The organism is Halobacterium zhouii (assembly GCF_021249405.1).
GTDB classification, from domain to species: Archaea; Halobacteriota; Halobacteria; order Halobacteriales; family Halobacteriaceae; genus Halobacterium; species Halobacterium zhouii.
The window spans coordinates 1,241,003-1,264,049 of record NZ_CP089593.1 but is presented as its reverse complement, the minus strand read 5'-3'; the positions used below and the strand labels follow the sequence as shown (position 1 = coordinate 1,264,049).

26 protein-coding genes are annotated in these 23,047 nt (G+C 66.9%); 13 read left to right on the top strand and 13 right to left on the bottom strand.

Features of this window, described 5'->3' with window-relative positions; translation table 11 throughout:
- Positions 1-12: 12 nt before the first annotated feature.
- The 3 genes from LT970_RS06560 to LT970_RS06550 are packed head-to-tail and all read left to right on the top strand — an operon-like array spanning position 13 to position 3,817.
- Positions 13-1,590: an ABC transporter ATP-binding protein gene (locus tag LT970_RS06560; RefSeq protein ID WP_232685631.1), complete on the top strand. Its 1,578-nt coding sequence runs from the start codon at positions 13-15 to the stop codon at positions 1,588-1,590.
- Positions 1,591-1,643: 53 nt separating this feature from the next.
- Positions 1,644-2,768, top strand: a complete 1,125-nt coding sequence (locus LT970_RS06555) for an ABC transporter permease (protein WP_349292256.1) — start codon at positions 1,644-1,646, stop codon at positions 2,766-2,768.
- Entirely contained in the window at positions 2,765-3,817 is a 1,053-nt protein-coding gene (locus LT970_RS06550; protein ID WP_232685629.1) for an ABC transporter permease, read from the top strand. The genes LT970_RS06555 and LT970_RS06550 overlap by 4 nt, the downstream gene beginning before the upstream one ends.
- A gap of 56 nt (positions 3,818-3,873) precedes the next feature.
- Here the strand turns inward: LT970_RS06550 and LT970_RS06545 are convergent, their stop codons facing one another.
- Both LT970_RS06545 and LT970_RS06540 read right to left on the bottom strand, forming a co-directional pair.
- Positions 3,874-4,986, bottom strand: coding sequence for a Gfo/Idh/MocA family protein (locus tag LT970_RS06545; RefSeq protein WP_232685628.1), 1,113 nt, complete (start codon positions 4,984-4,986; stop codon positions 3,874-3,876).
- A 93-nt stretch (positions 4,987-5,079) separates the two neighbouring features.
- A complete protein-coding gene (locus tag LT970_RS06540) occupies positions 5,080-6,045 on the bottom strand; it encodes a sugar phosphate isomerase/epimerase family protein (RefSeq protein WP_232685627.1) in 966 nt (321 codons plus the stop codon).
- Between the two features lie 305 nt (positions 6,046-6,350).
- Here LT970_RS06540 and LT970_RS06535 point away from each other — a divergent pair, with 305 nt between their 5' ends.
- The 4 genes from LT970_RS06535 to LT970_RS06520 are packed head-to-tail and all read left to right on the top strand — an operon-like array spanning position 6,351 to position 10,795.
- Positions 6,351-7,655, top strand: coding sequence for an ABC transporter substrate-binding protein (locus LT970_RS06535; protein WP_232685625.1), 1,305 nt, complete (start codon positions 6,351-6,353; stop codon positions 7,653-7,655).
- 27 nt (positions 7,656-7,682) lie between these two features.
- Entirely contained in the window at positions 7,683-8,699 is a 1,017-nt protein-coding gene (locus LT970_RS06530) for a carbohydrate ABC transporter permease (RefSeq protein WP_232685624.1), read from the top strand.
- A complete protein-coding gene (locus LT970_RS06525; RefSeq protein WP_232688662.1) occupies positions 8,696-9,622 on the top strand; it encodes a carbohydrate ABC transporter permease in 927 nt (308 codons plus the stop codon). Before LT970_RS06530 ends, LT970_RS06525 begins: the two co-directional genes overlap by 4 nt.
- A 39-nt stretch (positions 9,623-9,661) precedes the next feature.
- Complete coding sequence (locus LT970_RS06520; RefSeq protein ID WP_232688661.1) at positions 9,662-10,795, top strand: ABC transporter ATP-binding protein; 1,134 nt, start codon at positions 9,662-9,664, stop codon at positions 10,793-10,795.
- Positions 10,796-10,892: 97 nt separating this feature from the next.
- On the opposite strand, the gene LT970_RS06515 is transcribed toward LT970_RS06520, so the two are convergent.
- The 5 genes from LT970_RS06515 to LT970_RS06495 all read right to left on the bottom strand — a co-directional run bounded on the left by LT970_RS06515 (position 10,893) and on the right by LT970_RS06495 (position 13,767).
- A complete protein-coding gene (locus LT970_RS06515) occupies positions 10,893-11,147 on the bottom strand; it encodes a BolA family protein (RefSeq protein WP_232688660.1) in 255 nt (84 codons plus the stop codon).
- A 130-nt stretch (positions 11,148-11,277) separates the two neighbouring features.
- Positions 11,278-12,261: a flap endonuclease-1 gene (fen, locus tag LT970_RS06510; protein WP_232688659.1), complete on the bottom strand. Its 984-nt coding sequence runs from the start codon at positions 12,259-12,261 to the stop codon at positions 11,278-11,280.
- Positions 12,262-12,311: 50 nt separating this feature from the next.
- A complete protein-coding gene (locus LT970_RS06505) occupies positions 12,312-12,524 on the bottom strand; it encodes a hypothetical protein (RefSeq protein ID WP_232688658.1) in 213 nt (70 codons plus the stop codon).
- Positions 12,525-12,570: 46 nt separating this feature from the next.
- The gene (locus tag LT970_RS06500) at positions 12,571-13,008 is read right to left on the bottom strand and encodes a CopD family protein (protein ID WP_232688657.1); all 438 of its coding nucleotides are present in this window, start codon (positions 13,006-13,008) and stop codon (positions 12,571-12,573) included.
- A 180-nt stretch (positions 13,009-13,188) separates the two neighbouring features.
- Positions 13,189-13,767: a GNAT family N-acetyltransferase gene (locus LT970_RS06495; RefSeq protein ID WP_232688656.1), complete on the bottom strand. Its 579-nt coding sequence runs from the start codon at positions 13,765-13,767 to the stop codon at positions 13,189-13,191.
- Positions 13,768-13,877: 110 nt separating this feature from the next.
- Here LT970_RS06495 and LT970_RS06490 point away from each other — a divergent pair, with 110 nt between their 5' ends.
- Together LT970_RS06490 and LT970_RS06485 are read left to right on the top strand one after the other, a co-directional pair.
- Complete coding sequence (locus tag LT970_RS06490) at positions 13,878-14,450, top strand: class I SAM-dependent methyltransferase (RefSeq protein WP_349292255.1); 573 nt, start codon at positions 13,878-13,880, stop codon at positions 14,448-14,450.
- Between the two features lie 13 nt (positions 14,451-14,463).
- Positions 14,464-14,892, top strand: a complete 429-nt coding sequence (locus tag LT970_RS06485; protein ID WP_232688654.1) for a DUF3054 domain-containing protein — start codon at positions 14,464-14,466, stop codon at positions 14,890-14,892.
- A gap of 35 nt (positions 14,893-14,927) precedes the next feature.
- Here LT970_RS06485 and LT970_RS06480 read toward each other — a convergent pair whose 3' ends face one another.
- A complete protein-coding gene (locus LT970_RS06480; protein WP_432419613.1) occupies positions 14,928-16,148 on the bottom strand; it encodes an MFS transporter in 1,221 nt (406 codons plus the stop codon).
- A gap of 298 nt (positions 16,149-16,446) precedes the next feature.
- On the opposite strand from LT970_RS06480, the gene LT970_RS06475 reads away from it, so the two are divergent.
- Positions 16,447-16,692 (top strand): DUF8015 family protein, encoded by a 246-nt coding sequence (locus LT970_RS06475; protein ID WP_232688652.1) that lies wholly within the window; start codon positions 16,447-16,449, stop codon positions 16,690-16,692.
- A gap of 121 nt (positions 16,693-16,813) precedes the next feature.
- On the top strand, positions 16,814-17,812 hold the full coding sequence (locus tag LT970_RS06470; RefSeq protein WP_232688651.1) for an ornithine cyclodeaminase family protein: 999 nt from the start codon (positions 16,814-16,816) through the stop codon (positions 17,810-17,812).
- A 213-nt stretch (positions 17,813-18,025) separates the two neighbouring features.
- Here the strand turns inward: LT970_RS06470 and LT970_RS06465 are convergent, their stop codons facing one another.
- Positions 18,026-19,015 (bottom strand): presenilin family intramembrane aspartyl protease PSH, encoded by a 990-nt coding sequence (locus LT970_RS06465; RefSeq protein ID WP_232688650.1) that lies wholly within the window; start codon positions 19,013-19,015, stop codon positions 18,026-18,028.
- Positions 19,016-19,121: 106 nt separating this feature from the next.
- On the bottom strand, positions 19,122-19,430 hold the full coding sequence (locus LT970_RS06460; protein WP_232688649.1) for an ArsR/SmtB family transcription factor: 309 nt from the start codon (positions 19,428-19,430) through the stop codon (positions 19,122-19,124).
- A 253-nt stretch (positions 19,431-19,683) separates the two neighbouring features.
- Here LT970_RS06460 and LT970_RS06455 point away from each other — a divergent pair, with 253 nt between their 5' ends.
- Positions 19,684-20,208 (top strand): twin-arginine translocation signal domain-containing protein, encoded by a 525-nt coding sequence (locus LT970_RS06455; RefSeq protein WP_232688648.1) that lies wholly within the window; start codon positions 19,684-19,686, stop codon positions 20,206-20,208.
- 6 nt (positions 20,209-20,214) lie between these two features.
- Here the strand turns inward: LT970_RS06455 and LT970_RS06450 are convergent, their stop codons facing one another.
- Genes LT970_RS06450 through LT970_RS06440 form a run of 3 tightly spaced genes read right to left on the bottom strand, consistent with a single transcriptional unit; the run spans position 20,215 to position 21,871 of the window.
- Positions 20,215-20,442: an H/ACA ribonucleoprotein complex subunit GAR1 gene (locus tag LT970_RS06450; protein ID WP_232688647.1), complete on the bottom strand. Its 228-nt coding sequence runs from the start codon at positions 20,440-20,442 to the stop codon at positions 20,215-20,217.
- On the bottom strand, positions 20,442-20,723 hold the full coding sequence (gene srp19, locus LT970_RS06445) for a signal recognition particle subunit SRP19 (RefSeq protein WP_232688646.1): 282 nt from the start codon (positions 20,721-20,723) through the stop codon (positions 20,442-20,444). Before srp19 ends, LT970_RS06450 begins: the two co-directional genes overlap by 1 nt.
- Positions 20,724-20,764: 41 nt before the next feature.
- Positions 20,765-21,871, bottom strand: a complete 1,107-nt coding sequence (locus LT970_RS06440) for a PGF-CTERM-anchored ABC transporter substrate-binding protein (RefSeq protein ID WP_269785478.1) — start codon at positions 21,869-21,871, stop codon at positions 20,765-20,767.
- Between the two features lie 58 nt (positions 21,872-21,929).
- Between LT970_RS06440 and btuC the strand changes: the two genes are divergently transcribed.
- Positions 21,930-23,033: a vitamin B12 ABC transporter permease BtuC gene (gene btuC, locus LT970_RS06435; RefSeq protein ID WP_232688644.1), complete on the top strand. Its 1,104-nt coding sequence runs from the start codon at positions 21,930-21,932 to the stop codon at positions 23,031-23,033.
- Positions 23,034-23,047 lie beyond the last annotated feature (14 nt).

Below are 23,047 nucleotides of genomic sequence, written 5' to 3'. Positions count from 1 at the left end.
ACGCCCCCATTCATGAGTGACACACGGACGCCCGCCGTTCGACTTGACGGCATCACCAAGCGGTTCGGTGACGTGGTCGCGAACGACGGCGTCGACTTCACGCTCGAATCGGGAACGGTCCACGCCCTCGTCGGCGAGAACGGCGCTGGCAAGACGACCCTGATGAAGGTCCTGTACGGGCTCTACGAGCCCGACGCCGGAACGGTCGAGGTCGACGGCCAACCCCGGACGTTCGACTCCCCCCGGGACGCCATCGACGCGGGCGTGGGCATGATCCACCAGCACTTCCAGCTCGTGGACACCATGTCCGTCCTCCAGAACATCGTTCTGGGTCACGAACCGACCGAAAACGGCCTCGTGGACGAGTCGAACGCCCGGGCCGACGTCGAGGAGATCTGTTCGACGTACGGCTTCGAGGTCGACCAGTACCTCGACGACCGGGTCGAGGAACTCGGCGTCGGCGTCCAGCAGCGCGTGGAGATCGTCAAGACGCTGTACCGCGGCGCCGACACGCTCGTTCTCGACGAGCCGACGGCGGTGCTCACGCCCCAGGAGGTCGAGCGACTGTTCGACGTCATGCAGGAACTCACTGACCGCGGGCGCTCGCTCATCTTCATCACGCACAAACTCGACGAGGCGATGGACGCGGCCGACGAGATCACGGTGCTCCGGGACGGGAAGGCCGTCGGCACCGTAGACGCCGCGAGCACGTCCAGAGAGGAACTCGCGCGCATGATGGTCGGTCGCGACGTCCTCTTCGACTTCCAGGACAGAGAGACGTCACCTGACGACGTCGCCCTGGAGGTGGCGGACCTCCGCGTTCGGGACGACCGCGGCCTCGAACAGGTCGGCGGCGTCGACTTCGCGGTCCGCGAGGGCGAGGTGTTCGGCATTGCGGGCGTCGAGGGGAACGGCCAGACCGAACTCGTCGAGGCCGTCACCGGCCTTCGGGACGCCGAGTCCGGACGCGTCACCTTCGACGGCGCAGACATCACGGACGCGAGTCGCCGCGAACGCATCGACGCGGGCATCGCGTACGTTCCCGAAGACCGGCAGGCAGCGGGGCTGGTCCAGGACTACGACCTGGTCCGGAACGCGCTGCTCGGCAACCAGACCACCCGGCCGTACGTCACCAGCGGATTCATCGACTGGGCGGCGGTGCGCGACCACGCCGAGGAGATCATCGACGAGTACGACGTACAGCCGCCGGACGCCGAGAGCGAGGCGCGTTCCCTCTCCGGTGGGAACCAGCAGAAGTTCGTGGTCGGCCGCGAACTCGAACACGACCCTGACCTGGTCGTCGCATCGCACCCGACGCGGGGCGTCGACATCGGCTCCATCGAGTTCATCCACAACCGCCTCCGAGAGATGCGCAACGACGGCATGGCGGTGCTGTTCGTCTCCTCGAAACTCGACGAAATCCGGAAGATATCGGACCGGCTCGCGGTCATGTCCGAGGGCGAGTTCGTCGACGTCGTGGACCCGGACGACGTGACCGAGGAGGAACTCGGCCTCCTGATGGCCGGGCGCACGCGCGAGGAGATCGATGCGGCGGCGGACGTCGCGTCCGACGCGGGTGTTCAGTCGTGAGCGGCAGCGAGACGAATCGGGCGCGTGACGTCCTCGACCGGGCGGCCGACCGGATGCTCGGGGCGACCGTGCTCGAGCGGTTCGCGATCGCGGTGGCCTCGACGCTGCTCGCGTTGTTGCTCGGCTCACTCGTCGTTGCCGCGTCCGGGTACAACCCGGTCCGGTTCGGCTACGCGCTCGTCTACGGCGCGTTCGGCAGCCTCTCGAACGTCGCGTTCATGCTCCGGCAGTCGACGATGCTCATCCTCGCGGGCGTCGCCGTCGCCGTCGCGTTCCGCGCCGGCGTGTTCAACATCGGCGTCCAGGGGCAGTTCGTGGTCGGCGGGTTCGCCACCGCGCTCACCGTCCTGTTCCTCGCACCGCACCTCCCCGGCGGCGCGCTCGGCGGCGTCCTGCTCGTCTGTCTCGGGACAGTCGCAGCTGTGTTGTCGGGGGGCGCGTACGCGGCGATTCCGGGGCTGATGAAGGCGTACGCCGACGCGAACGAGGTCATCACGACCATCATGCTGAACTTCATCGCGTCCGGCGTCATCTTCTTCCTCGTCAACGGCTACCTCCGCCCGCCGGACGCGGTCGCGCCGAACACCCAGCCGTTCCCGGACTACGTGGACCTGCCGTCGGTCGCGTTCGCCAGTCCGTCCTTCTCGGTCATCGGTCTCGGCATCGCGCTCGCGACGGTCGTCGTGGCGTACGTCGTCGTGAACCGCACGCGATTCGGGTACGACCTGGTCACGGCGGGCCACCAGCAGGCCGCGGCGGCGTACTCCGGGGTAGACCCCGAGCGGAACGTCGTCGCGACGATGGTGTTCTCCGGCATGATCGCGGGACTGGCTGGCGCGGTGTTCGCCGTCATGATACTGGGGTACTACAGCGACCCCGCGACGTTCCCCCGGTTCGGATTCGACGCCATCGCCGTGAGCCTGCTCGCGGCGAACAACCCCCTCGGCGTCGTGCCCGCCGGACTGCTGTTCGGCAGCCTGGACGCGGGCGGGCAGTACATCGACTTCACGCTCAACATTCCCGCGGAACTGGTCGACGGCATCATCGGTCTGGTCGTCCTGTTCGTCGCCACCCCGGAGCTGTTCCGGATGGCCGGCAGACACACCGGACTCGGAGGCAGGGGCTCGAAGGAGTCGCGTTCTGGGCAGCCGGAGTCCGACGGGGGTGACGAGGCGTGAGCGTCGCCGACTTCTCGCGCCGACACCGCCTCAGAATCGGCGCCGCGGCGGCGCTGCTGGCCGTGGTGGTCGTCGCCGCGCTCCTGGACCTCCCGGGTGCCCAGCTCCTGACCGTCGGCACGGCCGAACGCACGCTGCGTTCCGCGACGCCCATCGCGCTCGCCGCCATCGGCGGCCTGTACGCCGAGAAGAGCGGCGTGTTCAACATCGGCCTGGAGGGGTTCATGATATTCGGCGCGCTCGCGGCCGCCGCCGCGGCGTGGATGCTCTCCGGGGGCGGGTCGATAACCCAGGCACAGCTCTGGTTCGGCATCGCTGCTGCGGTCGTCGTCTGCTCGGTGTTGACCGCCGTGTTCGCCGTGCTGACGATCCGGTACGAGGCCGACCAGATCGTCGCCGGACTGGCGGTGTGGTTCATCGGACTCGGGTTCGGACCGTTCGTGGCGACCGTCATCTGGGGCGGCGTCTCCAGTCCTGTGCTCCCGAACGTCGACAACGTGACGGTTCCGGGGCTGGCGTCGATTCCGGTTCTCGGGCGACTGCTGTTCGACGTGTCGCCGCTGGTGTTGCTCACCATCCTCGTGGCCGTCGTCGCGTGGGTCGTCCTCTACCGCACCCGCTACGGCTACTGGGTGCAGGCCGCCGGCGAGAACCCGGAGGCACTGGACACCGCGGGCGTGGACGTGAACCGCGTCCGCTACGCGTCTGTCGTGCTGTCGGGTGCGCTCGCCGGCCTCGCCGGCGCATCGCTCTCCATCGGGTTCGGGTCGGGGTTCACCGGCACCGGCGCCACGATGGTCGACGGCCGCGGCTGGATCGCCATCGTCGCGTACCTGTTCGGGAACTACAACCCGCTGGGCGCGTTCGGCGCGTCGTTGCTGTTCGGCGCGACGGACATGCTCCAGATACAGCTCCAGACCATCGGCGTCTCGCTGCCCAGCAGCATCACTGAGCTGTTCCCGTACGTCACGGTGCTCGTGGTGCTCACACTGGTCGGCTACACGCGAGTGCCCGACGCGGTCGGCGAACCGTACGAGACCGAGGAGTAGCCGCCGTCGCGTTCTCTTCTCGGCGGGGTGACGGGTCAGTCGACCCGAATCGCCCGTCAGTCGACCTGGACCCACTCGCCGCGCTCGTCGCTGCGCTGGACGGCGTCGAGCACTCGCTGTGCGGCGAGTCCGTCTTCGAAACTCGGCGCGAACGACCCGCCGTCGGCGACCGCGGTGAGGAACTCGTAGTTCTCGTGGACGACCGCGTGCTCCCAGCCGAGCGCGTGCCCCGGCGGCCACCACTGTTCGACGTACGGGTCGTCCTGGTCGGTGACGAGAACCCGCTGGAAGCCGCGGTCACCCTCGGTCAGCAACTGGAGTTCGTTGAGGCGCTCCAGGTCGAATTTGAGCGCGCCCTTCGTTCCCTCTATCTCGATTGTGTGGGCGTTCTTGTGGCCGTCTGCGACGCGTGACCCCTCGAGCGTTCCCATCGCTCCGTTCTCGAAGCCCACCTGGGCGCTGTACGCGTCGTCCACCGTGACGGGTCGCGTCTCCTCGCCGCCTTTGACCGGTCGCTCGTCCGTGAACGTCCGAAGGTGGCCGCTGACGCGCTCGACGTCGCCCGCGACGTCCGAGAGCAGAAATCGTGCGAGGTCGACGGTGTGCGCGCCGAGGTCGCCGAGCGCGCCGCTGCCCGCCATCTCCGCGTCGTTCCGCCACGACCACGGCGCGTCCGGGTCGACCAGCCAGTCCTGAAGGTAGCGCCCACGGAAGTGCCGGATGTCGCCGAGGACGCCGTCCTCGACGAGATTCCGGGCGTACTGGATGGCCGGCACGAACCGGTAGTTGAACGCGGTGCCGGACTGGGCCGTGGAGTCGGCGGCCGCCGCCGCCATCGACTCGGCGTCCGAGCGCGTCGGCGCGAGAGGTTTCTCGCAGAACACCGCGGTGTCCGCCTCGAGCGCGGCGACCGAGGGCTCGCGGTGGACGTGGTTCGGGCCGAGGTTGTAGAACACGTCGACGTCGTCGACCACGTCCCGCCAGTCGGTCGCGATCCGGTCGAATCCGAGTCGGTCTGCGGCCGCCGTCACCGCGTCCTCGTCCCGCCCGACCAGGACGTCCCGGTTGACGTCCGGCGCGTCCGGGAAGAACATCGGAAGCCGTGCCAGCGCGTTCGAGTGCGCGACGCCCATGAACCGGTAGCCGAGGATGCCGACGTCGAGTGTCATCGTCTGTACTGTTCTGGTCGGCGGACCGTGTTGTACGTTGTGCCTTACCGGGCGCGGGTTCCGGCCACCCAGAACGCGAGCAGCGAGAGCACGCTACGCCCAGTACGCGTCGCCGGGGTCGGTCTCGAACACGACGCGGTCGAGCAGTTCGACGGCCTTCTCGAGTCCCTCCCGCGAGGACGTCAGCGAGTCCTCGTGCTCGATGGAGAGCGCGCCGTCGTATCCGACCATTCGGAGGGTCGAGACGACGTCCTTCCAGTGTTCCTCGCCGTGCCCGTAGCCGACCGACCGGAACAGCCACGACCGTTCCTCCTCGACGTCGTAGGCGGTGGTGTCGAGGACGCCCTTCGTCCGCGCTTGCTCCTCGTAGACTCTCGTGTCCTTGGCGTGGACGTGGTGGATCGCGTCCTCATCGCCGAGCAATCGGATCACGTCGGTGACGGAGATCCCCTGCCAGTAGAGGTGCGAGGGGTCGAAGTTCGCGCCGACGCGGTCGTTCGTCGCCTCGCGCAGTCGGAGCAGCCCGTGGGGTTCGTAGACCAGCATGTTGGGGTGCATCTCGATGGCGAGGTCGACGCCGTGGTCGTCGGCGTGCTCCGCGAGGTCGCTCCAGTACTCCGTGGCGACCTCCCACTGGTACGCTTCGGCTTCGGCGTGTTCGGTCGGCCACGGCGCCGTAATCCAGTTGGGCACCTCGTCCTCGGGGCCGCCCGCGGGGAGTCCCGAGAAACACGTCACCGTGTCCACGTCCAACTGGTCGGCGAGTCGGACGGCGTCCCGGAGCTCTCGGTCGGCGCCCCGGGCGCGTTCCTCGTCCGGATGGAGCGGGTTGTTGTGGGTGGCCAGCGCGCTCACGCCCAGTCCGTACTCGTCGAGCGTGTCTGCGAGCCCCGCTTGGGCCGTCGCGTCGTCGAGATACTGCTCCGGAGGGAGGTGGTCGTCGCCCGGGAATCCGCCACAACCGAGTTCCACCGTCTCGACGCCGAGGTCCGCAAGATACTCGAGCGCGTCCGGGAGCGGCCTGTCGGCGAGCGGGACTGTCAGTACGCCTACGTGCATCTCGAATACGACTGGGACGGACCGGGTGATAAGTTCTCTGGGGAACACGACGACGGACAGTGATGGCCCGTTCCGTACACTCCCCGCTCGGACACGCACCGTTCGGGTTGGCGTTCCACGCTGATTGCGTCCCTCCTGTCGGCTTTCGTGCTGGCCCAGGCTGTCTCGCTCGAGGGAGCAACCGGGAGGCGGCAAATTCTGGTCGTCTCGTTGCAACGTCTCTCCGGATTTGTTGTACAGTCTCAGTCGTTACTGAAATATAAGTAAAAATTAAGTGGGTCCCAGTACTGCGTCTGCGTAGGTTTATGTCCGACAACCCGAACCACAGTACACAGGACGAGAGCCAGCTCTCTCGTCGCACGTATCTCACAGCCGCGGCAGCCGCCGGTTCCGCGGGTATCGCCGGCTGTCTCGGGATGGGTGGCGACAGCTCCGGGTCGGCACTCGAAGTCCTTCACGCTTGGACGGGCGGCGACGGCGAACGAGCCATCAACGCCCTCACGAGCAAGTTCAAGGAGCAGCATCCCGACATGAAGACGGACTTCCGCCCCATCGGCGGCGGCGGGAACACGAACCTCAACACCGTCATGTCGAAGCGACTCGGGAACAACAACCCGCCGAGTTCCTTCGCGGGGTGGCCCGGCGCGAACCTCACCCAGTACGAGGGAATCCTCGGCGACGCGAGCGAAGCCTGGAAGGGTCTCGAGGACAAACACATCGAAGAAGCAGTTAGCCTCTCGAAGTACGACGGGACGTTCCGCGCGATGCCCATCGGCTCGCACCGCCTCAACGACCTGTTCTACAACAAGAAAGTTCTCGAGGAGGCGGGCGTCAACCCCGAGGACATCACGAGCCACAGCCAACTGATCTCTGCCCTCGAGAAGGTCGGCCAGAACACCGACAAGGTGCCGATGGCCCAGGGCATGAAACTCCCGTGGACGACGCTGCAGTTGTTCGCAGTGACGCTGCTCAGCACGCAGGGCTACCAGGCCTACATGGACTTCACGAAGGGCAACGGTGACAAAGCGAAGGTCACCGACGCGCTCGAATCCACGAAGCAGATCCTGAACAACCACGTCAACGACGACGCCTCCTCGATCGGGCTCACGGGCGCGCTCGACAAGATTATGAGCGGCAACGCGGCGTTCATCCACCAGGGCAACTGGGCTGCAGGCGCGTTCGGCGGGAAGGAGAACTTCGAGTACGGCGAGGACTGGGGCCACATCACGTACCCCGGAACGCAGGGGATGTACACGCTCCACATCGACTCGTTCATCAAGCCCGGGAACAACCCGAGCCCCGAGAAGACGACCAAGTGGCTCTCCTTCGCCGGCACCAAGGAGGCCCAGATCGCGTTCAACACCCGAAAGGGCTCGATTCCGACCCGCACCGACATCGGGACGAGCGAGTTCGGCGACTACCTCACCAACACCATCGAGGAGTTCCAGAACGCCGACGAGAAACCCCCGACGCTCGCCCACGGCCTCGCCGTGTCGGCTTCCACGCTGACCAAACTCAAGGGCGACATCAACGACAACTTCACCGGTCCGTACAACGTGGATGCGGCTGCGGACGCCATGCTCAAGACCATCGGCGACGGCCAGGCCTGACCGGCAGCGTCCCTACTCGATCCCTCTATGTCAACTCTCGATACTCTCCGACAACGACTGAACTGGGGTGGCCGGGACACCGACCCAGCAGAGAACGACACCGCCGCGACGGACGGCGGGACCGCCGTCGGGACACCCGGTGCCCGCGAGCGGTCGACGCTGCGCCAGTACTGGAACAGCGACTTCGTGCGCTCGATGCCCTTCTGGCTGGTCCCGTTCGCGGTGATGGGGCTGTTCGTCTACGGCGCTATCGGATGGAACTTCGTCATCTCCTTGACGGACTACGCGGGGTTCGACGACGCGAACTACTCGGACCTCGACTTCCAGAACTACGTCGAGGCGGTCACCTCGCCACAGGTCATCGCGGCCGCCCGTAACACACTCGTCCTGGTGGTCGCGTTCACGATAGTCTGTCTCGCCGTCGGCCTCACGGTGGCGGTCCTGCTCGACCGACAGGTCCGCTTCGAGAGCACGCTGCGCACCATCTACCTGCTGCCGATGGCGCTGTCGTTCATCGTCACGGGCCAGTTCTGGCTCTGGATGTACAACGTGAACAACGGCATCGTGAACGCGTTCGTCGGCCTGTTCGGACTCGGGCCGTACAACTGGGTCGGGAACCCCGACCTCGTGCTCGCCGCGGTCGTCTTCGCGCTGGTGTGGCAGTTCAGCGGCTACTGCATGGTGGTGTACCTCGCCGCGCTGCGGGGCATCCCGAACGACCAGTTCGAGGCCGCCCGCATCGACGGCGCGAGCACGCTGCGGATGTACTGGCGCGTCATCGTGCCACAGCTCAAGCCCGCGACCGTCAGCGCCACCGTGGTGTTGATGCTGTTCGCGCTGAAGGCGTTCTCGTTCCTCTACGCCCTGTTCGGCGGCTACCGGCCGACGAAGGGCGCGGACATCCTCGCGACGCTGATGGTCAGGCAGGCGTTCCAGCTCCAGCAGTGGGCGTACGCCTCCGCCATCGCCATCATCCTGTTCGTCATGACACTCGGCATCATCGCACCGTACCTGTACTACCAGTACCGAGGAGATAACCTATGACGGAGACGGACGACACCGCGGACCTCGACGCGCGACTGTCCGAACGGTTGACAGCGTACGACCCGTGGCGTGTCGGGCTGTACGCGGTGCTCGCGGCGCTGGTCGGGTTCTACCTGATCCCCATCGAGACCGGGATCGTGACGTCGATCAAGACCGCGACCGGGGTCGTCGAGACGCTCCCGTACGTGCCGCCGGGGCCGTCTACGTTCACGCTACAGAACTGGGCGACGGCCTTCGACCTGCTCGTCCGCGGGATCGTGAACAGCCTCATCTTCACGATTCCGGCGACGATACTCTGTGCCATCCTCGGGAGCACGGCGGCGTACGGCCTGACGCTCGTCGACTGGCGCGGCCAGATCGGCGTGCTCGTGCTGTTCATCGCCGGCATCTTCATCCCGTACCAGGCGGTCATCGTTCCGCTGTCGCGGTTCTGGTCGAACTACCTCGACCTGACCAGCCTGCTATCCTTCCTGTGGGCGCTTCCGGTCCTCGAACCGTACTGGGGGACGCTCATCGAGTTGACGATAACCCACGTCGCCTACGGCATCCCCATCTGCGTGTTGTTGTTCCGGTCGCACTACAAGAGCATCTCCACGGAGATGCTGGAGGCCGCGCGACTCGACGGCGCGAGCGTGACGAAGATCTACTACCGGATCGTGCTCCCGCTGTCGCGCCCGATGTTCGCGGTCGTACTGATCTTCCAGTTCACCCAGATCTGGAACGAGTTCCTGTTCTCGCTCACCCTCGTCTCGAGCGCGAGCAGTCCCGCGGCGTCGGTGACCCTGATACTGTCGGGCATCGGTGAGGCCCAGACGGGACTGGATTTCCCGCTCCGGATGGCCGCGGCGTTCGTCGCCGCCATCCCGACCATCCTCATCTACGTGCTGTTCACCGACGAGTTCGCCGAGGGGGTGCGCACGTGATGTGCGCAGCGCCACGGGTCCTTCCACGGAGTGACCAACATGAGTGATCTCGTACTCGACCAACTGCGGAAAGTGTTCGACGACGGCGGCGACTCTATCGTCGCCGTCGACGACGTATCGATAGACATCGACGACGGCGAGTTCCTCGTTCTCGTCGGGCCGTCCGGTTGCGGGAAGTCGACTACGCTCCGGATGATCGCCGGCCTGGAGACCGCCACGGATGGCGAGATTCGGCTCGGCGGTCGGCGTCTCAACGAGCGAGAGGCCAAGAACCGGAACATCGCGATGGTGTTCCAGTCGTACGCGCTCTACCCGCACATGACGGTCCGCGGCAACATGCGCTTCGGCCTAGAGGAGTCGACGGATCTCTCCGACGACGAGATCGACCGCCGCGTCGAGGACACCGCCGCGACGATGGGCATCGGCGACCTACTCGACCGGACTCCCGGCGAGCTCTCCGGCGGCCAGCAACAGCGCATCGCGCTTGGTCGCGCCATCGTGCGGGACCCCGAGGCGTTCCTGCTCGACGAACCGCTCAGCAACCTCGACGCGAAACTCCGGTCGACGATGCGCACGGAACTCCAGCGCATCCAGGAGGACCTCGGCGTCACCACCGTCTACGTCACGCACGACCAGACGGAGGCGATGACGATGGGCGACCGCATCGCCATCCTCAACGACGGGCGACTCCAGCAGGTCGCCACGCCGCTGGAGGCGTACCACGAACCCGCCAACGAGTTCGTCGCCGGCTTCCTCGGCGAACCCTCGATGAACTTCTTCGACGCCACCGTCGAGGACGGCGCACTCGTCACCGACGAGTTCACGTACCCGCTCTCCGAGGAGACGCTCGCGAACCTCGACGGCGCGCGGAACGTCCGCCTCGGCATCCGCCCCGAGGACGTCGAACTCCGAACTGCGGTCGACGGCGACCACGATTTCCGCGTGACCGTGGACGTGGTCGAACCGCTCGGCAACGAGAACAACGTCTACCTCGCGTTCGGCGACGACGGGGAGACGTTCACTGCGGTCGTCGACGCCACCACGTCCCCCGACGCGGACACCGAGGTGGCCGCGCACATCCCGGAGGAAGCGATTCACATCTTCGACGCGGAGACCGGTGATGCGCTCCACAATCGCACGCGCGAGAGCGACGAAGAGGCCGTCCCGCAGTAACTCGTCGTCTGCGGACGTTCTCCTCTCGACTGAACACTGTTTTCTCGCCCGAATACGGTTCTATCGCGCTGACCCGGTTCTCTCGCCCGTGTACCCGCTACGCCTCGCGTTCGTCGTACTCCTCGGGCGTGTACGTCTGGAGTTCGAGCGCGTGGATGTCCGTCGTCATGTGCTCGTCGAGCGCGTCGTACACCCGCTGGTGTTGCTGGACGAGGCGTTCGCCTTCGAAGGCGGGCGAGACGACGGTGGCGGCGAGGTGGTCGTCGTCGTGCTTTCCCCGTGCGCGCTCCACGGTCGCGTCGCTATCCGGAATCGCGTCCTCGATGACTGCTTCGACGTCCGAGAGGTCCATACCGGGAGAGTGGGGCCGCGGCAGAAAAAGCGTGCGCTCCGGCCACCCATCCGCCTGGTCGACCTACGCCACTGGGCGGTCAGCCTACGTCCACTGGACAGGTCGGCCTACGTCCGCTGGCCGGGCCGACCTACGTCCACTGGTCGAGGCCGGTCTGCGTGACCGACTCCTCGATGCGCTCGAACCCGCGCGCCACTTCGTCCGCCGGAATGTTCCACGTCTCGGTGACGTACTCGCGGGCGGCCTCGACGTCCGGCGAGATGTCGGTGTGTATCTCGTAGTCGTCGGTCACGTCCGGGTCCAGGAACAACTCCCGGATGCGGTCGCCGTAGTCGACGTACTCGCCCTCCGCGTCGAGGACGCCCCAGAGGTCGCCGTGCTCGCGGACGGCCGAGAGCGCGGTCTTCGGACCGAACCCGTCGATCCCCTCGTTGAAATCCGTGCCACAGAGGATGCCGACGTCCACGAGTTGCTCCCACGTCAGGTCGTGCTTATCGAGGGTCGCCTGGAAGTCCATCACCTCGGGGTCTCCCTTGCTCGTGAGTTGCCGGAGCGTCAGCGGCGACCCCAAGAGGAGGCAGTCGTAGTCGTCGCTGCCCGCGTAGTCCACGGCCTCGTCGACCCGCGCCATGTACGACGCCTGCGCCTCGCCCTCGGCGGGCGCCTCGACCTGGGGTACGTCGAGCAGGTCGAACAGTTCCCGGGTGGTCTCGTGGATGGTGTCCGTGAGCCGCTGGGTCTGTGAGTCGAGGCGCGCGGCTTCGAGGTGGTCGCCCGCCTCCCGGGCCTCCTCGAGTCGTTGTTCGCGCTCCGCGCGCTCCTCGCGCCGCTCCTCGATCTCCTCCTCTTTGAGTTCCGTGACGCCGCCGTCCCAGACGAACACGGGCGTGAGGTCGTGTTCGAAGAACTTCGGGAGCCCCTGCACGACGCCGACGAGGTTCGCGACCTCGGTGCCGTCGGCGGTCGTGTACACGTCGTCGCCCGTCCACCGGACCGTCGTGGTGAGATACTTGTACAGCCAGTTGTGCACGTCCACGGCCACGACGCTCCCCTCCAGTTCCTCGAAGGGGACCTCGTCGAGGACCGCGAGTTGGCGCAGGTCCGCGTTACCCATTGGCGGTCTTTGGCGCTCCGTGGGTTTAACCGTTCAGTCCCGAACCCGGTCTACCCCGCGAGCGACCACGCCACGATGAGCAGTGACCCGCCGATGCCCGTGACGCCCGCGCCGAACCTCCGCCATTCCCGGCGGTCGCCGACCGCGTCGGCATACCGGGTGGGGAGGCGTTCGCGGACGAATCCTGGCACGAGCAGTGAGGGGACGCCGACGAATAGGTGTGCACCGCCGAGCACGAACAGGAGCGTCGAGAGCAGAGACACGGACGAGCATCACAGTACTCGGCGAAAAAACTGCTGCCCCTCGGCCTCAGAGCAGGCCGGCGACGACGAGGAGCGCGAGCGAGACGCCGCTCGCCGCGAGGAACCACGGTCTGGCCGACGCCGCCGCGGATTCGACGGTTTCGGTCTCGTCGACGGTCAGTCGGCGGGTGGCGAAGTGGAGGATACCGGCGAGCGCGAACCACAGCCCCACCATCGCCAGGACGAGGTGGCCGCGTCCAGTCGACTGGAGCGACTCTGCGGTGTACAGTGTTCCCGCGAGGTGGCCGCCGGTGGCCAGCAACAGCACCACCGAGGTGAGCGTGAGGTACGTGAACCGGCGGGCGACCAGCGAGAGCGCGTCGGCGTCCAGCAGGTCTCGCTGGGCCGCCGGGACGATGGCGCCGGCGACGGCTATCGTGCTCCCCGTCCACAGCGCGGCGAAGATGGTGTGGACGACGAGCACGAGGTCGAGTGCCGACGTCATCGGGTAGCCTCTGCGCGTCCGCCGGCCGTCTCCGCCGTGTGCCCGTTCTCGGCGCCGAATCGTCGACGTTCACGTCCGTCTGCCGTCGAGTCGTCGCAGTGTCGCATCGTCGTCGGCGTTCACACGCCTGGAATAAACAACGCCCGGAACGTCGCGACCGCGTCCGATTGCCGACGTTAGTTACGCGTCGAGTGGCTCCGGCGGTCCGCCGCCCGCCTTCCGGTCGAGGAACGCCTGCTCCGCCTCGGAGACATCGCGCTCCCGGTACACGTCGAGACCGGACTGGTAGGCGTTCGCTCGGTCCGCGAACGGGCGTTCTAAGACCAGTTCCGCGATGCCGGTCTCCTCGCCCGTGAACCCGAACCCGGCCTTGTGGAGCGCCTCGTACGCGAACGGGTTGTTCACGGCGATTCGCACGCGGTCGTACTCCCCGAGCAGTCGGTCCGCGACGAACGAACAGAGTCGAGCACCCACGCCGTCCCCGCGCCTGTCCTCGTGGACGGTGACGTACCGGAGCCACGCCGCTCCCGCGTCCGCGCGGTCCTCGTTGAACGACACCGCCGCGACGACGTCCTCGAGGGGTTCATCGGCCTCCCGTGCGTCGGGCGGCCAGTGCTCGCGCTCTGGGACTGGAACGCCCTCGTAAGCGACCGCCTTTCCGGTGTTCGACATCACGAACTTGCCCGCGTAGCTGAACGCCTGCCAGTCCAGGCGGAACGTCGGGCCGTCGTCGGGGCCGCCGAGCACCGCGTATCGCACACGCCGGGGTTCGCCGCGCGGGGCAAAGAGTTGCGTGCCTCCGGCGCGTCGGTGCTAGCGTGCACGACGTTCCGTACTTCGACCGGTTCGCGCCGCTGTACGACCTCGGGATGCCGGACGCGGACGCCGACGACCTCGCGCCGGGTCTCGCGCGCGCCAAACGGCCGGTCGAGCGAGTGCTGGACGTCGGCGGCGGGACGGGACGCGCCGCTCGCGCGCTCCGCCGGACGCCGATCGAACGCGCACCGGTCGTCCTCGACGCCAGCGCCGGGATGCTCGCGGAAGCGCGGGACCACGGCCTGCCGGTGGTCCGCGCGGACGCCGCGACGCTGCCCGTGGCCGACGCGAGCGTCGACGCCGTCGTCATCGTCGACGCGCTCCACCACTTCCCTGACGCGCGTGCGGCCGTCGCGGAAGCAACGCGCGTGCTCCGACCGGGCGGCGTGCTCGTCGTCCGGGAGTTCGACCCCGGGACGCTCCGCGGCCGGTTGCTCGTCGCGGCGGAACACGTCGTCGGCTTCGAACCGACGTTCCTCGGCGCCGACGAACTCGCGACCCTGCTCGCTCGCTCCGGACTCGACTCGCGTGTGCTCGAATCCGGGTTCGCGTACACCGTCGTCGGCGTGAAGCCGCGCTCGAATCCGTCCTCGGCCGACGAGTCGCGTTCTGAGCAGTCGGTCTGAAACCGGGAGTACCATGGTCCCCCGTTTCGAACGCCGGCGCATGGACTTCCTCGACGTCGACGACGACGCAGTCACCTGGTATCTGCCGGGGGACGTGCTGGCGATACTCCTGTTCGTGCTCCTCGGAGAGTTGCGACACGGCGGCCTCACCGTCGAGCGGTACGCCGGCGTGTTGTTGCCGTTCCTCATCGGGTGGCTCATCGTTGCCCCGGTCGTCGGCGCGTACGGCGAACGGACCGTCGACTCCACGCGGAGCGCCATCCTCCTCGCGCTCGTCGGCTGGCTCGGCGCGGACTTCCTCGGTCAGGTCCTCCGCGGAACCGACTACTTCCCCGGGAACGCCGACCCGCAGTTCTTCCTCGTCACGCTACTGTTCGGCGGTCTACTGCTCGCGGTGGCGCGGTTCGCGTCCCTCGTCGTCGTCGACTTCGCGGGCGACTGAACACCGGGCGAGACCGAGCGAGAGGGAACTCGTTCTCAGCGGTAACTCAACGCGGTGGCGGTGGTCGCGCCGCCGACCGCGAGTGTCGCGAGCACGGTGAACAGCGCCGCCGCGTCGGCGTACTGGAGAATGGTTCCGGCGAGCGCCGCGCCGAGTGCGCCGACGCCGAACACGCCCAGATACGTGTAGCCGTAGGAGAGACCGCGCGTCCCCGGCGGCGTGTACGCGGCGACGGTCGCCTGGTAGAGCGGTTGGACGACGAACAGCGTGAATCCGAGCAGCGCGCCGACCACCAGCAGCGGGAGGAGGCCGGCGTTCACCGCCGGCAGGAAGACGAGCGCGAGCACCGCGAGCCCCGCGAACGCGACGGCGATAGCTCGCTCGGTGGGGACGCGCTCGGTGAGCTTTCCGCCGACGTACTGGCCGAGGACGCCGACCATCAGCAGTCCCGCGTACGCGTACCGGTAGGGCTGCATCTCGCGGCCCGCGAACTCCACGGGCGCGAACGCCGAGAAGGACGCGAGCAGGTCCGGGAGGAACGTCAGCACGCCACGGTAGTAGAGTCCGGAGAACATCACGACGAGGAACACCGCCGCGAACGGCCCGACGAGCAGTCGCTTCGACTCCGAGAGGAACTCCCCGAGCGAGGAGACGCCGACGCCGGCCTTCGAGTCGCCACCAGTGTCGGCAGCGTCGTCGGCGTCGCGGACGTCTTCGGGGGCGCTGCTACCGCCGTCCGCTTCCACGACGGCGGCGCGCTCGTCGAAGCGCACGCGAATCGCGATTGCGCCGGCGACCACTGCGGGAACGGCGAGCGCGGCGGTGACGGCCCGCCAGTCCGCGACGAGCAACAACAGCGCGACGGCGAGAGGGCCGAGGGCCGTTCCGAGATTCCCCGCGATGCCGTGGTAGGCGAAGGCGTCCCCGCGGTCCTCGACGCCCGTGCTGATGAGCGAGAGGCCGGCGGGATGGTAGACGCTCGCGGCGGCGCCCCAGCAGACGAGTGCGAGCGCGACGACCGGGAGCGACGGAGCGGCGGCCAGCAGTACGAACGACCCGGCCATGCCGAACAGGCAGGCGGCGATGAGGCGTCGGGAGCCCAGGGTGTCCGAGAGGACGCCACCGGGGAGCGCGCCGAGACCGAACAGCGCGTAGCCGACCGCGACGACGGTTCCGATGGTCGCGCGCTCGACCGGGAACGCCTCGAGCCAGAGCGGAATCAGGATGGGTATCGACAGCTCGTAGGTGTGGACCATCGCGTGGGCGAGGGCGACGAGGCCGACGATCGTGCGGTCGTTCCGGTTCACAGATTCGTATTCACGGCTGCGTCGGCGAGGACTATAGTGGTGTGCAATCCGGTCTCGTCACCTCCGTTGGTCGCTCGGGCGTCGTGACGGACAGCCACTTCCTCCGTTGAGCTCCCTAGACACCGCCTACCAGTCAGTGGGACTCAGTAGACAGCCCGTACTATAACTTATGAGTTGATGATGTATTCTCAATTTAGAAGCTACGGGAAACACTTATGGTGGTATCCGTGTTACTATGTATTAGATTATGACTGGGTACTACGACCTAATTCTTGGCCTCATTCCGGTAGCACTGCTCGGCCTCAGCGGAACGCTGTTCGCCGTCGGCCTCACGCTGACCACCGCAGTGACTGCTGGTGGACTGCTCGCCGTCGCGTTCGTAGCACACGGCCTGTTCGTCAACGACCCGGTCGTTCCGACGCCAGAAACCGTCGCCGAGTCCGGTATGGACGCCGCGCAGGCGCCGGCCGCGGGTTTCGACTCCGCCGACTAAATCCTGGTTTCTTTCACCGACTACCTCGATTTTTCTCCCGGTCTTTCTTTTTCGCTTCGACCCCCCTCCAATCCCGTTTTCTGCCTCAATCCTTTTCCCGGCTTCCCGCGAACGCAGCCACATGGCCGAGACGCTGTTCCTCGCTGACGAGGACACCGCCGAGCTCGCGGAGCCAGCAGACTACGTTACTGCCGTCCGGGACGCCTACCGCCAGCGCGGCGAGGGCGCGCCCGCCAAACCGCGCACGAAACTCCTGAACGACGACCCGCCGGGCATGTTCACCGGGTACAGCGCCATCCTCCCGGACACCGGCGCGATGGGCGGGTACACGTACAGCGCCGGGTTCGGCGAGGAGGACGCGTGGTTCGTCACGCCACTGTTCGACGCGGACACCGGAGAACCGATCGCGCTGCTCGACGGCGCGCGCATGAACCCGTTCAAGACCGGCGCGGCCGGCGCAGTCGGCGTCGACGCACTCGCCCGCGACGACGCGCGCTCTGTCGCCGTCATCGGAAGCGGCGCGCAGGCCCGCGGCCAGCTCCGCGCGACCGCGACGGTCCGGGATCTCGACACCGTCTGGGTGTACTCGCCGACGAAGGAGAGTCGCGAATCCTTCGCCGCGGACATGAACGAGCGCCTCGAGGCGTCGGTCGCCGCCGTCGCGTCTAGCGCCGCTGCCGTCGAGGGCGCGGACATCGTCGTCACGGCGACGAACGCGAGTGACCCCGTTTTCGACGGCGACCAACTCGAGGACGGCGCCCACGTCACTGCGATGGGACAGTACAGCCCCGGGAAGCGCGAACTCGACACCGCCACCATCCAGCGCGCCGTCTACGTTCCCGACCTCCGGGAGCGCGTGACCCAGGACGCCGGTTCGTTCCTGCACGCGCTCGACGAGGGCGCCGTCACCGAGGACCACGTCCACGCGGAACTCGGGGACGTGGTGGCCGGGAACGCGCCCGGCCGTGAGAACCAGACCGACGTGACGGTGTTCGACAGCGGCGGAACGGGAATCGAAACGACCGCCGCCGCACACATGCTGTACGAGCGCGCGAGCGAACGCGACCGCGGAACGGAACTGGAGTTCGCGGCCGCGAGCGACGTACTCACCGGGGAGTGACGCCACCGGTGGACAGAGAGTGACGCCGTTGGCGGAGCGGGGAACACTGGCCGCTACGCGGTCACGAACGTTCAAATAGCAGGCCGGGACCAACCCGGCGCGTGACCTGAGAGCCACCCGGTGTGCTCGGATGCGGCGAGCGCGGTACAGCACGCCGGAGCCGTCTACCGCCTGTTAGCCCTATTGTTCGGTGACCTTCGAGCAGAACGCGACCTATACGTACGGAGTGAGACCGAGTGCGTCCACGAGCGGGATGCCCGCCGCGAGCGCGCCGACCAGGTAGCCGAGGATCGCACCACCGTTGAGCAGCGGGAGGCCCGCGTGTGCGCGGCCCTTGAACACCAGTCGCATCAACACGAGCACTCCGACGAGCGTGCCGACCATCGCGGTGAGCGCGGGCAGTTCGATGCCGAACACGCCCTGCGTGCGGGGCGGGAAGGCCGCGACGCTCGCCACCAGAATCGTCGGCATCACGGCGTCGCCGAGGCCCACGAAGAACGCCTCCCGTTCGAGCGCTCCCTGGTCGCCATCGGTCTCGGCTGAACCATCGTCACGGCCGTCGTTCTCGTCGTCGCTCGCGGTGTCCGGAATCGCGTCGGCCTCGTCGAGGAACGAGTAGTCGAGGCTCGTCGGGAACACGAGCACGATGGGGAGCCGGAGCTCCATCACGCCGGACGCGAGCGTGAGCATGTGTTCGGTGCCGTAGACGCTAATAGCGTCGTACACGGCGAGCGCGGTCAGCAACACGAGCGCGGGAAGCACACCGAAACTGATGCCGAACAGCGCCGCTGCTCCCATCCCCATCACGACGCCGGTGGTGTCGATGACCCACCACTCGGGGTACGCGAACAGCGCGGCGACGACCAGCGCCGCTGCGCCGAACGCGACGACGTTCACGCCCGAGACGGTGACTGTCGGTAACACGACGCCGAACACGTACGCGGATATCAGCCCGCTCGTCAGCAGGATGAACCCCCGGAGTAGCTGTTTCATGTCGTACTTGATGACGAGCAGGATTCCCGCGGTTGCGAACAGCAGGAATCCGACGTAGAGAACGCTATTCAGTGGGTTCTGTGGGTTCTCCGTGGACTGGAGACCGGCCTGCTGAAACGGTTCGACGAGTGCGAGTGCGCCGAGTTGAACCGCGAGAAACACCGCGAGAACACCGCCGAGCACCGTGGCGGTGCGCGTCGTATCCTTCATGCGGGGAGCGTCTCGTGCCTCCCGCTTTGGTGTTGTGACTCGTTCGCGTCCCCAGTCCGGGGTACGTTCGGCGCTTTACTGGAGGACGGTTGCGTGCAGAGGCCCCTCACCGGAATCGAATCTCCGCGTCTGCGCCCTGGTCAGTGAAGGTGAAACTGATCGACTCGAGAGTCGTCTCGAACTCCCGGACGTGGTCGCCCGACTCGTCGATCCGGAGTTTTTCGTCGAGGAGGCCGCGCTCCTGGAGTTCGGTGACGTGCCGGTACACAGTCGGCAGCGAGATGTCACACTGTTCGGCGAGTTCCTCCGCGGTACAGGGTCGGTCACTCGCCGCGGCGAGAATGCTCCGGGCGGAGTCCTGCGTGACGAGGTTGAGGATGTCGTCCACTTCGTCGGTTGCGTCGTGGGTTGTCATTGGTTGCTCGCTGGTCATCTGCACACCCCCGATTCTGTCGACTGGTGACAGCTACCGCCGCCAAGTGTCGGCGACGGCACGTGTATGGGATACAGCGTAGAACCGCATAGTTCCGTTGGCAGGACACCGTCAGTGAGTGCAAGCGAACCCGAACACCGTCGGGTTCGGGGATTTGATAAAACCTTGGCTCGGCTACACCAGATAATAACGTATTTGGGGTTCATCACGTTCCGGGCGCTACGTGCGGTGGAGCATGGACCGACGAAAATTCATCAAAACGGCCGGAGCGGTGACCGCAGGTCTCACGCTCGCCGGGTGTGCTGGAACAGGCGAAAATTCCAACCCGCCCGAGGGAGATACGGGGGACGAACCGGTGAACGACGAGAGTCCGGGGTGGTTCAACACCGACCTGAGCATCAACGAAGAGCGGATGGGTCAGGAGGTCGAGATCACGCAGTCGTCGCTGTTCCGAACCTCGGAGAGCTTCGGCGTTCGGTTCACGGTCAAGAACAAGAGCGGCGCGCCGTTGACCAACGTGACCGTTCACGTCCGGATGATGGGTCCGGACGGCGACGTTCTCGACGAGTGGACGACGGCCCTGGCCGAGGTGGAGTCGATCGGCGACCTCGCTCAGAACGAGACGTGGCAGGGGGACGTCCTGTTCGAGGAGACGGACCCCAGCACGATCCTGAACCAGAACGTCTCCTTCGACATCTGGGCGACCGCCGAGGGCGAGTCGGGCGCGGGAGTCACCGAAACGACGACCAGCGGCGGGTAATCACCCTCACCGGACGTACAGCGTCTGCCCGACGAGACTAGGGAGGTGGACGCCGTCGTCTGGCGTCACCGAGAGGTAGGGCCGTTCGACGGGGCCGAACACGTCGACGACGCGGCCGACGTCGTCGAGGTTCTGGTCGACGACGCTTGCGCCGATGTCCGGGTGATCTTCGCCCTCACAGCGCAGCACTGCGACGCCCTGCGTGACGCGGACCACGTCGCCGGCCCGGTGCATCAATCTCGGAGCGCCGTCACGTACGCGGCGATGGCCTGCAGAAGGTCTGATTTTCCGGCGTCGTCTGCGTCCTTCACGAGCACGCGTCCGGACGCCTCCCAGTTCTGCCGGGGGTACGCAACGTCTCGTTCGACGACGGCGTCGTAGCCGACCTGCTGGACTGCGGTCGCAATCTCGTCGACCGTCGGCTCCTCGACCGCGAGCGAGAGCGGGATGCGGCGGCCCTCGCGACGCGAGCGGGTCGCGTCGAAGTAGGCGGGCCAGATGACGTTCTCGACCATGTGCGGGGGTATCCACCCCGGCGGTTAAACGGTGTCGGAGGCTATCGGCGCGCGACCAGCGCAGCGCCGAGCACGGCGACGAGCGCGGTGGCGATGCCGAAGCCGGGGGTTCCAGTGTTGGTTCCGCCATCACTCGCCGCGTCGGTCGTGGCCGCTGGCGGAGTGGTCGTCGGTTCCGTGGTCGACGTGGTGTTCGCCGCTGCGTACGCCTCCGGGTGGAAGGCACTCGCCAGCTCAGTCATCGGCTGGACGATGCGGGGTGCGGGCTGACTGAGGTAGTTTCGGTTCACGACGACGATGTTGCCTTCCTCCCACGCGGTCGTGTTACGAACGACGGAGTCCTGTGGAATGTACGAGCGCGATTCGTTGCCGAGCTGACTCGGGGGAACGCCTACGACGACATACTCGGGGTCCTGTTCGGCGATGAACTCAGCGGACATCTTGAAGTACGGGCGGCTGGCGTTGGCCTCGGCGGCGATGTTGTGGCCGCCGGCCTTCGCGATGACCTGCCCGATGAACGTGTTCGGGCCGGCGGTGAAGCCGGCGCCGGTGCCGTAGAACACGCGGGGTTTGTCCTCGCCGGAAACGGCGGATTCGACGGTGTTCACGCGCTGTCGCATGGCGTCGACGGTCTGTTCGGCGCCCTCACACTCGCCGGAAAGTCGGCCCATCAGTTTGGTCTTCTCGTAGATGGTCTCGATGTCGGTCGCCATCGAGAAGCGGTAGACGTTGATGCCGGCGTCCCGAATCTGGGAGACCGTGTCGTTCTGGATGATGTTCGACGCGAACACGAGGTCGGGGTTCATCTCGACGACTCGTTCGGTGTCGACTGTGGCGGGTCGTCCCGAGAGCACGACCTCGCGAGAGTCGGCGCCTTCGAGGTAGGTCGCGAACATCGAGATGCCGGTGACCTTCTCCTTGGCGCCGATTTCCCACATCGTCTGTGCCGCGCTCGCGCCGAGCGTGACGATTTTCTGGGGTTCCTCTCCGATTGTCACCTCGTGCCCGCTCGCGTCGGTAACCGTGAGAGGGAACGAGCATTCGAGCGAGTCCTGTGCCGCGGGTTGAGCGCCGGCGACGCCGAGCGCTGGCGCCGTCGCTGACAGTACAAGTAGTATTATTCCAAACAGGGTTGCACTTCTGCGCATACGTATCCGACTGGCCTAACGAAATAAATATTTACCTAAAGCAACCACGTTTGGGCAGATGCGAGCGTACACCAGGGCGAGCGCGTGGACCGCCGGAACGTTCGTCGTTCTCGTCGCAGTCGTCCTCGTCAGCGCCACCATCGGCTCGGTGTCCATCCCCGTCCAGACGGTCACGTTCGCGGCGCTGGACGCGCTCGCGCTTCCTACCTCGCTTTCGATGTCGATGGCGACGCGGCCGCTCCCGCTCGTCGGCGCGATTCCCCTGCCAGTCCTCGACGTCGGCTACACGTCGCCACTGAACTTCGCAGTCCCCGGAACCACGCAGTACATCGTCGGCAGCCTCCGGATGCCCCGAATCGTTCTCGGCGCGACGGTCGGCGCCGGTCTCGCGGTCGCTGGCACCGTCATGCAGGGGTTCTTCCGGAATCCGATGGCCGACCCTTCCATCATCGGCGTCTCCTCGGGCGCAGCGGTCGCCGCCGTCACCGCGCTCACGTTGCCCGCGCTCCTTCCATTCGGCGTTCAGACCGCGGCGTTCGTCGGCGCGCTGGCCGCCGCGTTCACCGTCTACGCCCTCGCCACGCAGAACGGCCGCACCCCCGTCGCCACGCTGCTGCTCGCTGGCGTTGCCGTACAGACGTTCCTCGGTGCAGTCACGTCCTTCGTCGTCGTCCACTCCGGCGAAAGCATCGAACAGGCGATGTACTGGCTGATGGGGCGCCTAAACGGCGCGCGCTGGCACGAAGTCGAACTCGTGCTCCCGACCATCGTCATCGGGAGCGTCATTCTGTTCGCGTACGCTCGGGACATGAACGTCCTGCTCGCTGGTGAGGAGGACGCGCACACGCTCGGCGTCGACGTCGAACGGACGAAGCGAATCCTCCTCGTAGTGTCGAGCATCGTCACGGCGGCCGCCGTCTCCGTCGCGGGAATCATCGGCTTCGTCGGGCTCGTCGTCCCGCACGCGATGCGCTTGCTCGTCGGCCCCGACCACCGCGTCCTGCTACCGACCAGCGCGATGATGGGCGGGGCGTTCCTCGTCGTCGCAGACACAATCGCGCGCTCTCAGCCCGCCCAGCTTCCCGTCGGCATCGTCACCGCGTTCGTCGGCGCGCCGTTCTTCCTCTACTTGCTCCGCGACCGGGAGGTGCATTCGCTGTGATGGAGGTGCAGTTG

Coding starts and splice junctions, on each gene's coding strand:
- LT970_RS06530 (WP_232685624.1), top strand. CDS start 7,683: ATGTCAACTCTCGATACTCTCCGACAACGACTGAACTGGGGTGGCCGG.
- LT970_RS06460 (WP_232688649.1), bottom strand. CDS start 19,430: ATGACAACCCACGACGCAACCGACGAAGTGGACGACATCCTCAACCTC.
- LT970_RS06465 (WP_232688650.1), bottom strand. CDS start 19,015: ATGAAGGATACGACGCGCACCGCCACGGTGCTCGGCGGTGTTCTCGCG.
- LT970_RS06475 (WP_232688652.1), top strand. CDS start 16,447: ATGACTGGGTACTACGACCTAATTCTTGGCCTCATTCCGGTAGCACTG.
- LT970_RS06440 (WP_269785478.1), bottom strand. CDS start 21,871: ATGCGCAGAAGTGCAACCCTGTTTGGAATAATACTACTTGTACTGTCA.
- LT970_RS06520 (WP_232688661.1), top strand. CDS start 9,662: ATGAGTGATCTCGTACTCGACCAACTGCGGAAAGTGTTCGACGACGGC.
- LT970_RS06500 (WP_232688657.1), bottom strand. CDS start 13,008: ATGACGTCGGCACTCGACCTCGTGCTCGTCGTCCACACCATCTTCGCC.
- LT970_RS06485 (WP_232688654.1), top strand. CDS start 14,464: ATGGTCCCCCGTTTCGAACGCCGGCGCATGGACTTCCTCGACGTCGAC.
- LT970_RS06525 (WP_232688662.1), top strand. CDS start 8,696: ATGACGGAGACGGACGACACCGCGGACCTCGACGCGCGACTGTCCGAA.
- btuC (WP_232688644.1), top strand. CDS start 21,930: ATGCGAGCGTACACCAGGGCGAGCGCGTGGACCGCCGGAACGTTCGTC.
- srp19 (WP_232688646.1), bottom strand. CDS start 20,723: ATGGTCGAGAACGTCATCTGGCCCGCCTACTTCGACGCGACCCGCTCG.
- LT970_RS06545 (WP_232685628.1), bottom strand. CDS start 4,986: ATGACACTCGACGTCGGCATCCTCGGCTACCGGTTCATGGGCGTCGCG.
- LT970_RS06515 (WP_232688660.1), bottom strand. CDS start 11,147: ATGGACCTCTCGGACGTCGAAGCAGTCATCGAGGACGCGATTCCGGAT.
- LT970_RS06490 (WP_349292255.1), top strand. CDS start 13,878: ATGCCGGACGCGGACGCCGACGACCTCGCGCCGGGTCTCGCGCGCGCC.
- LT970_RS06555 (WP_349292256.1), top strand. CDS start 1,644: ATGCTCGGGGCGACCGTGCTCGAGCGGTTCGCGATCGCGGTGGCCTCG.
- LT970_RS06535 (WP_232685625.1), top strand. CDS start 6,351: ATGTCCGACAACCCGAACCACAGTACACAGGACGAGAGCCAGCTCTCT.
- LT970_RS06560 (WP_232685631.1), top strand. CDS start 13: ATGAGTGACACACGGACGCCCGCCGTTCGACTTGACGGCATCACCAAG.
- LT970_RS06455 (WP_232688648.1), top strand. CDS start 19,684: ATGGACCGACGAAAATTCATCAAAACGGCCGGAGCGGTGACCGCAGGT.
- LT970_RS06470 (WP_232688651.1), top strand. CDS start 16,814: ATGGCCGAGACGCTGTTCCTCGCTGACGAGGACACCGCCGAGCTCGCG.
- fen (WP_232688659.1), bottom strand. CDS start 12,261: ATGGGTAACGCGGACCTGCGCCAACTCGCGGTCCTCGACGAGGTCCCC.
- LT970_RS06480 (WP_432419613.1), bottom strand. CDS start 16,148: ATGGTCCACACCTACGAGCTGTCGATACCCATCCTGATTCCGCTCTGG.
- LT970_RS06540 (WP_232685627.1), bottom strand. CDS start 6,045: ATGCACGTAGGCGTACTGACAGTCCCGCTCGCCGACAGGCCGCTCCCG.
- LT970_RS06450 (WP_232688647.1), bottom strand. CDS start 20,442: ATGCACCGGGCCGGCGACGTGGTCCGCGTCACGCAGGGCGTCGCAGTG.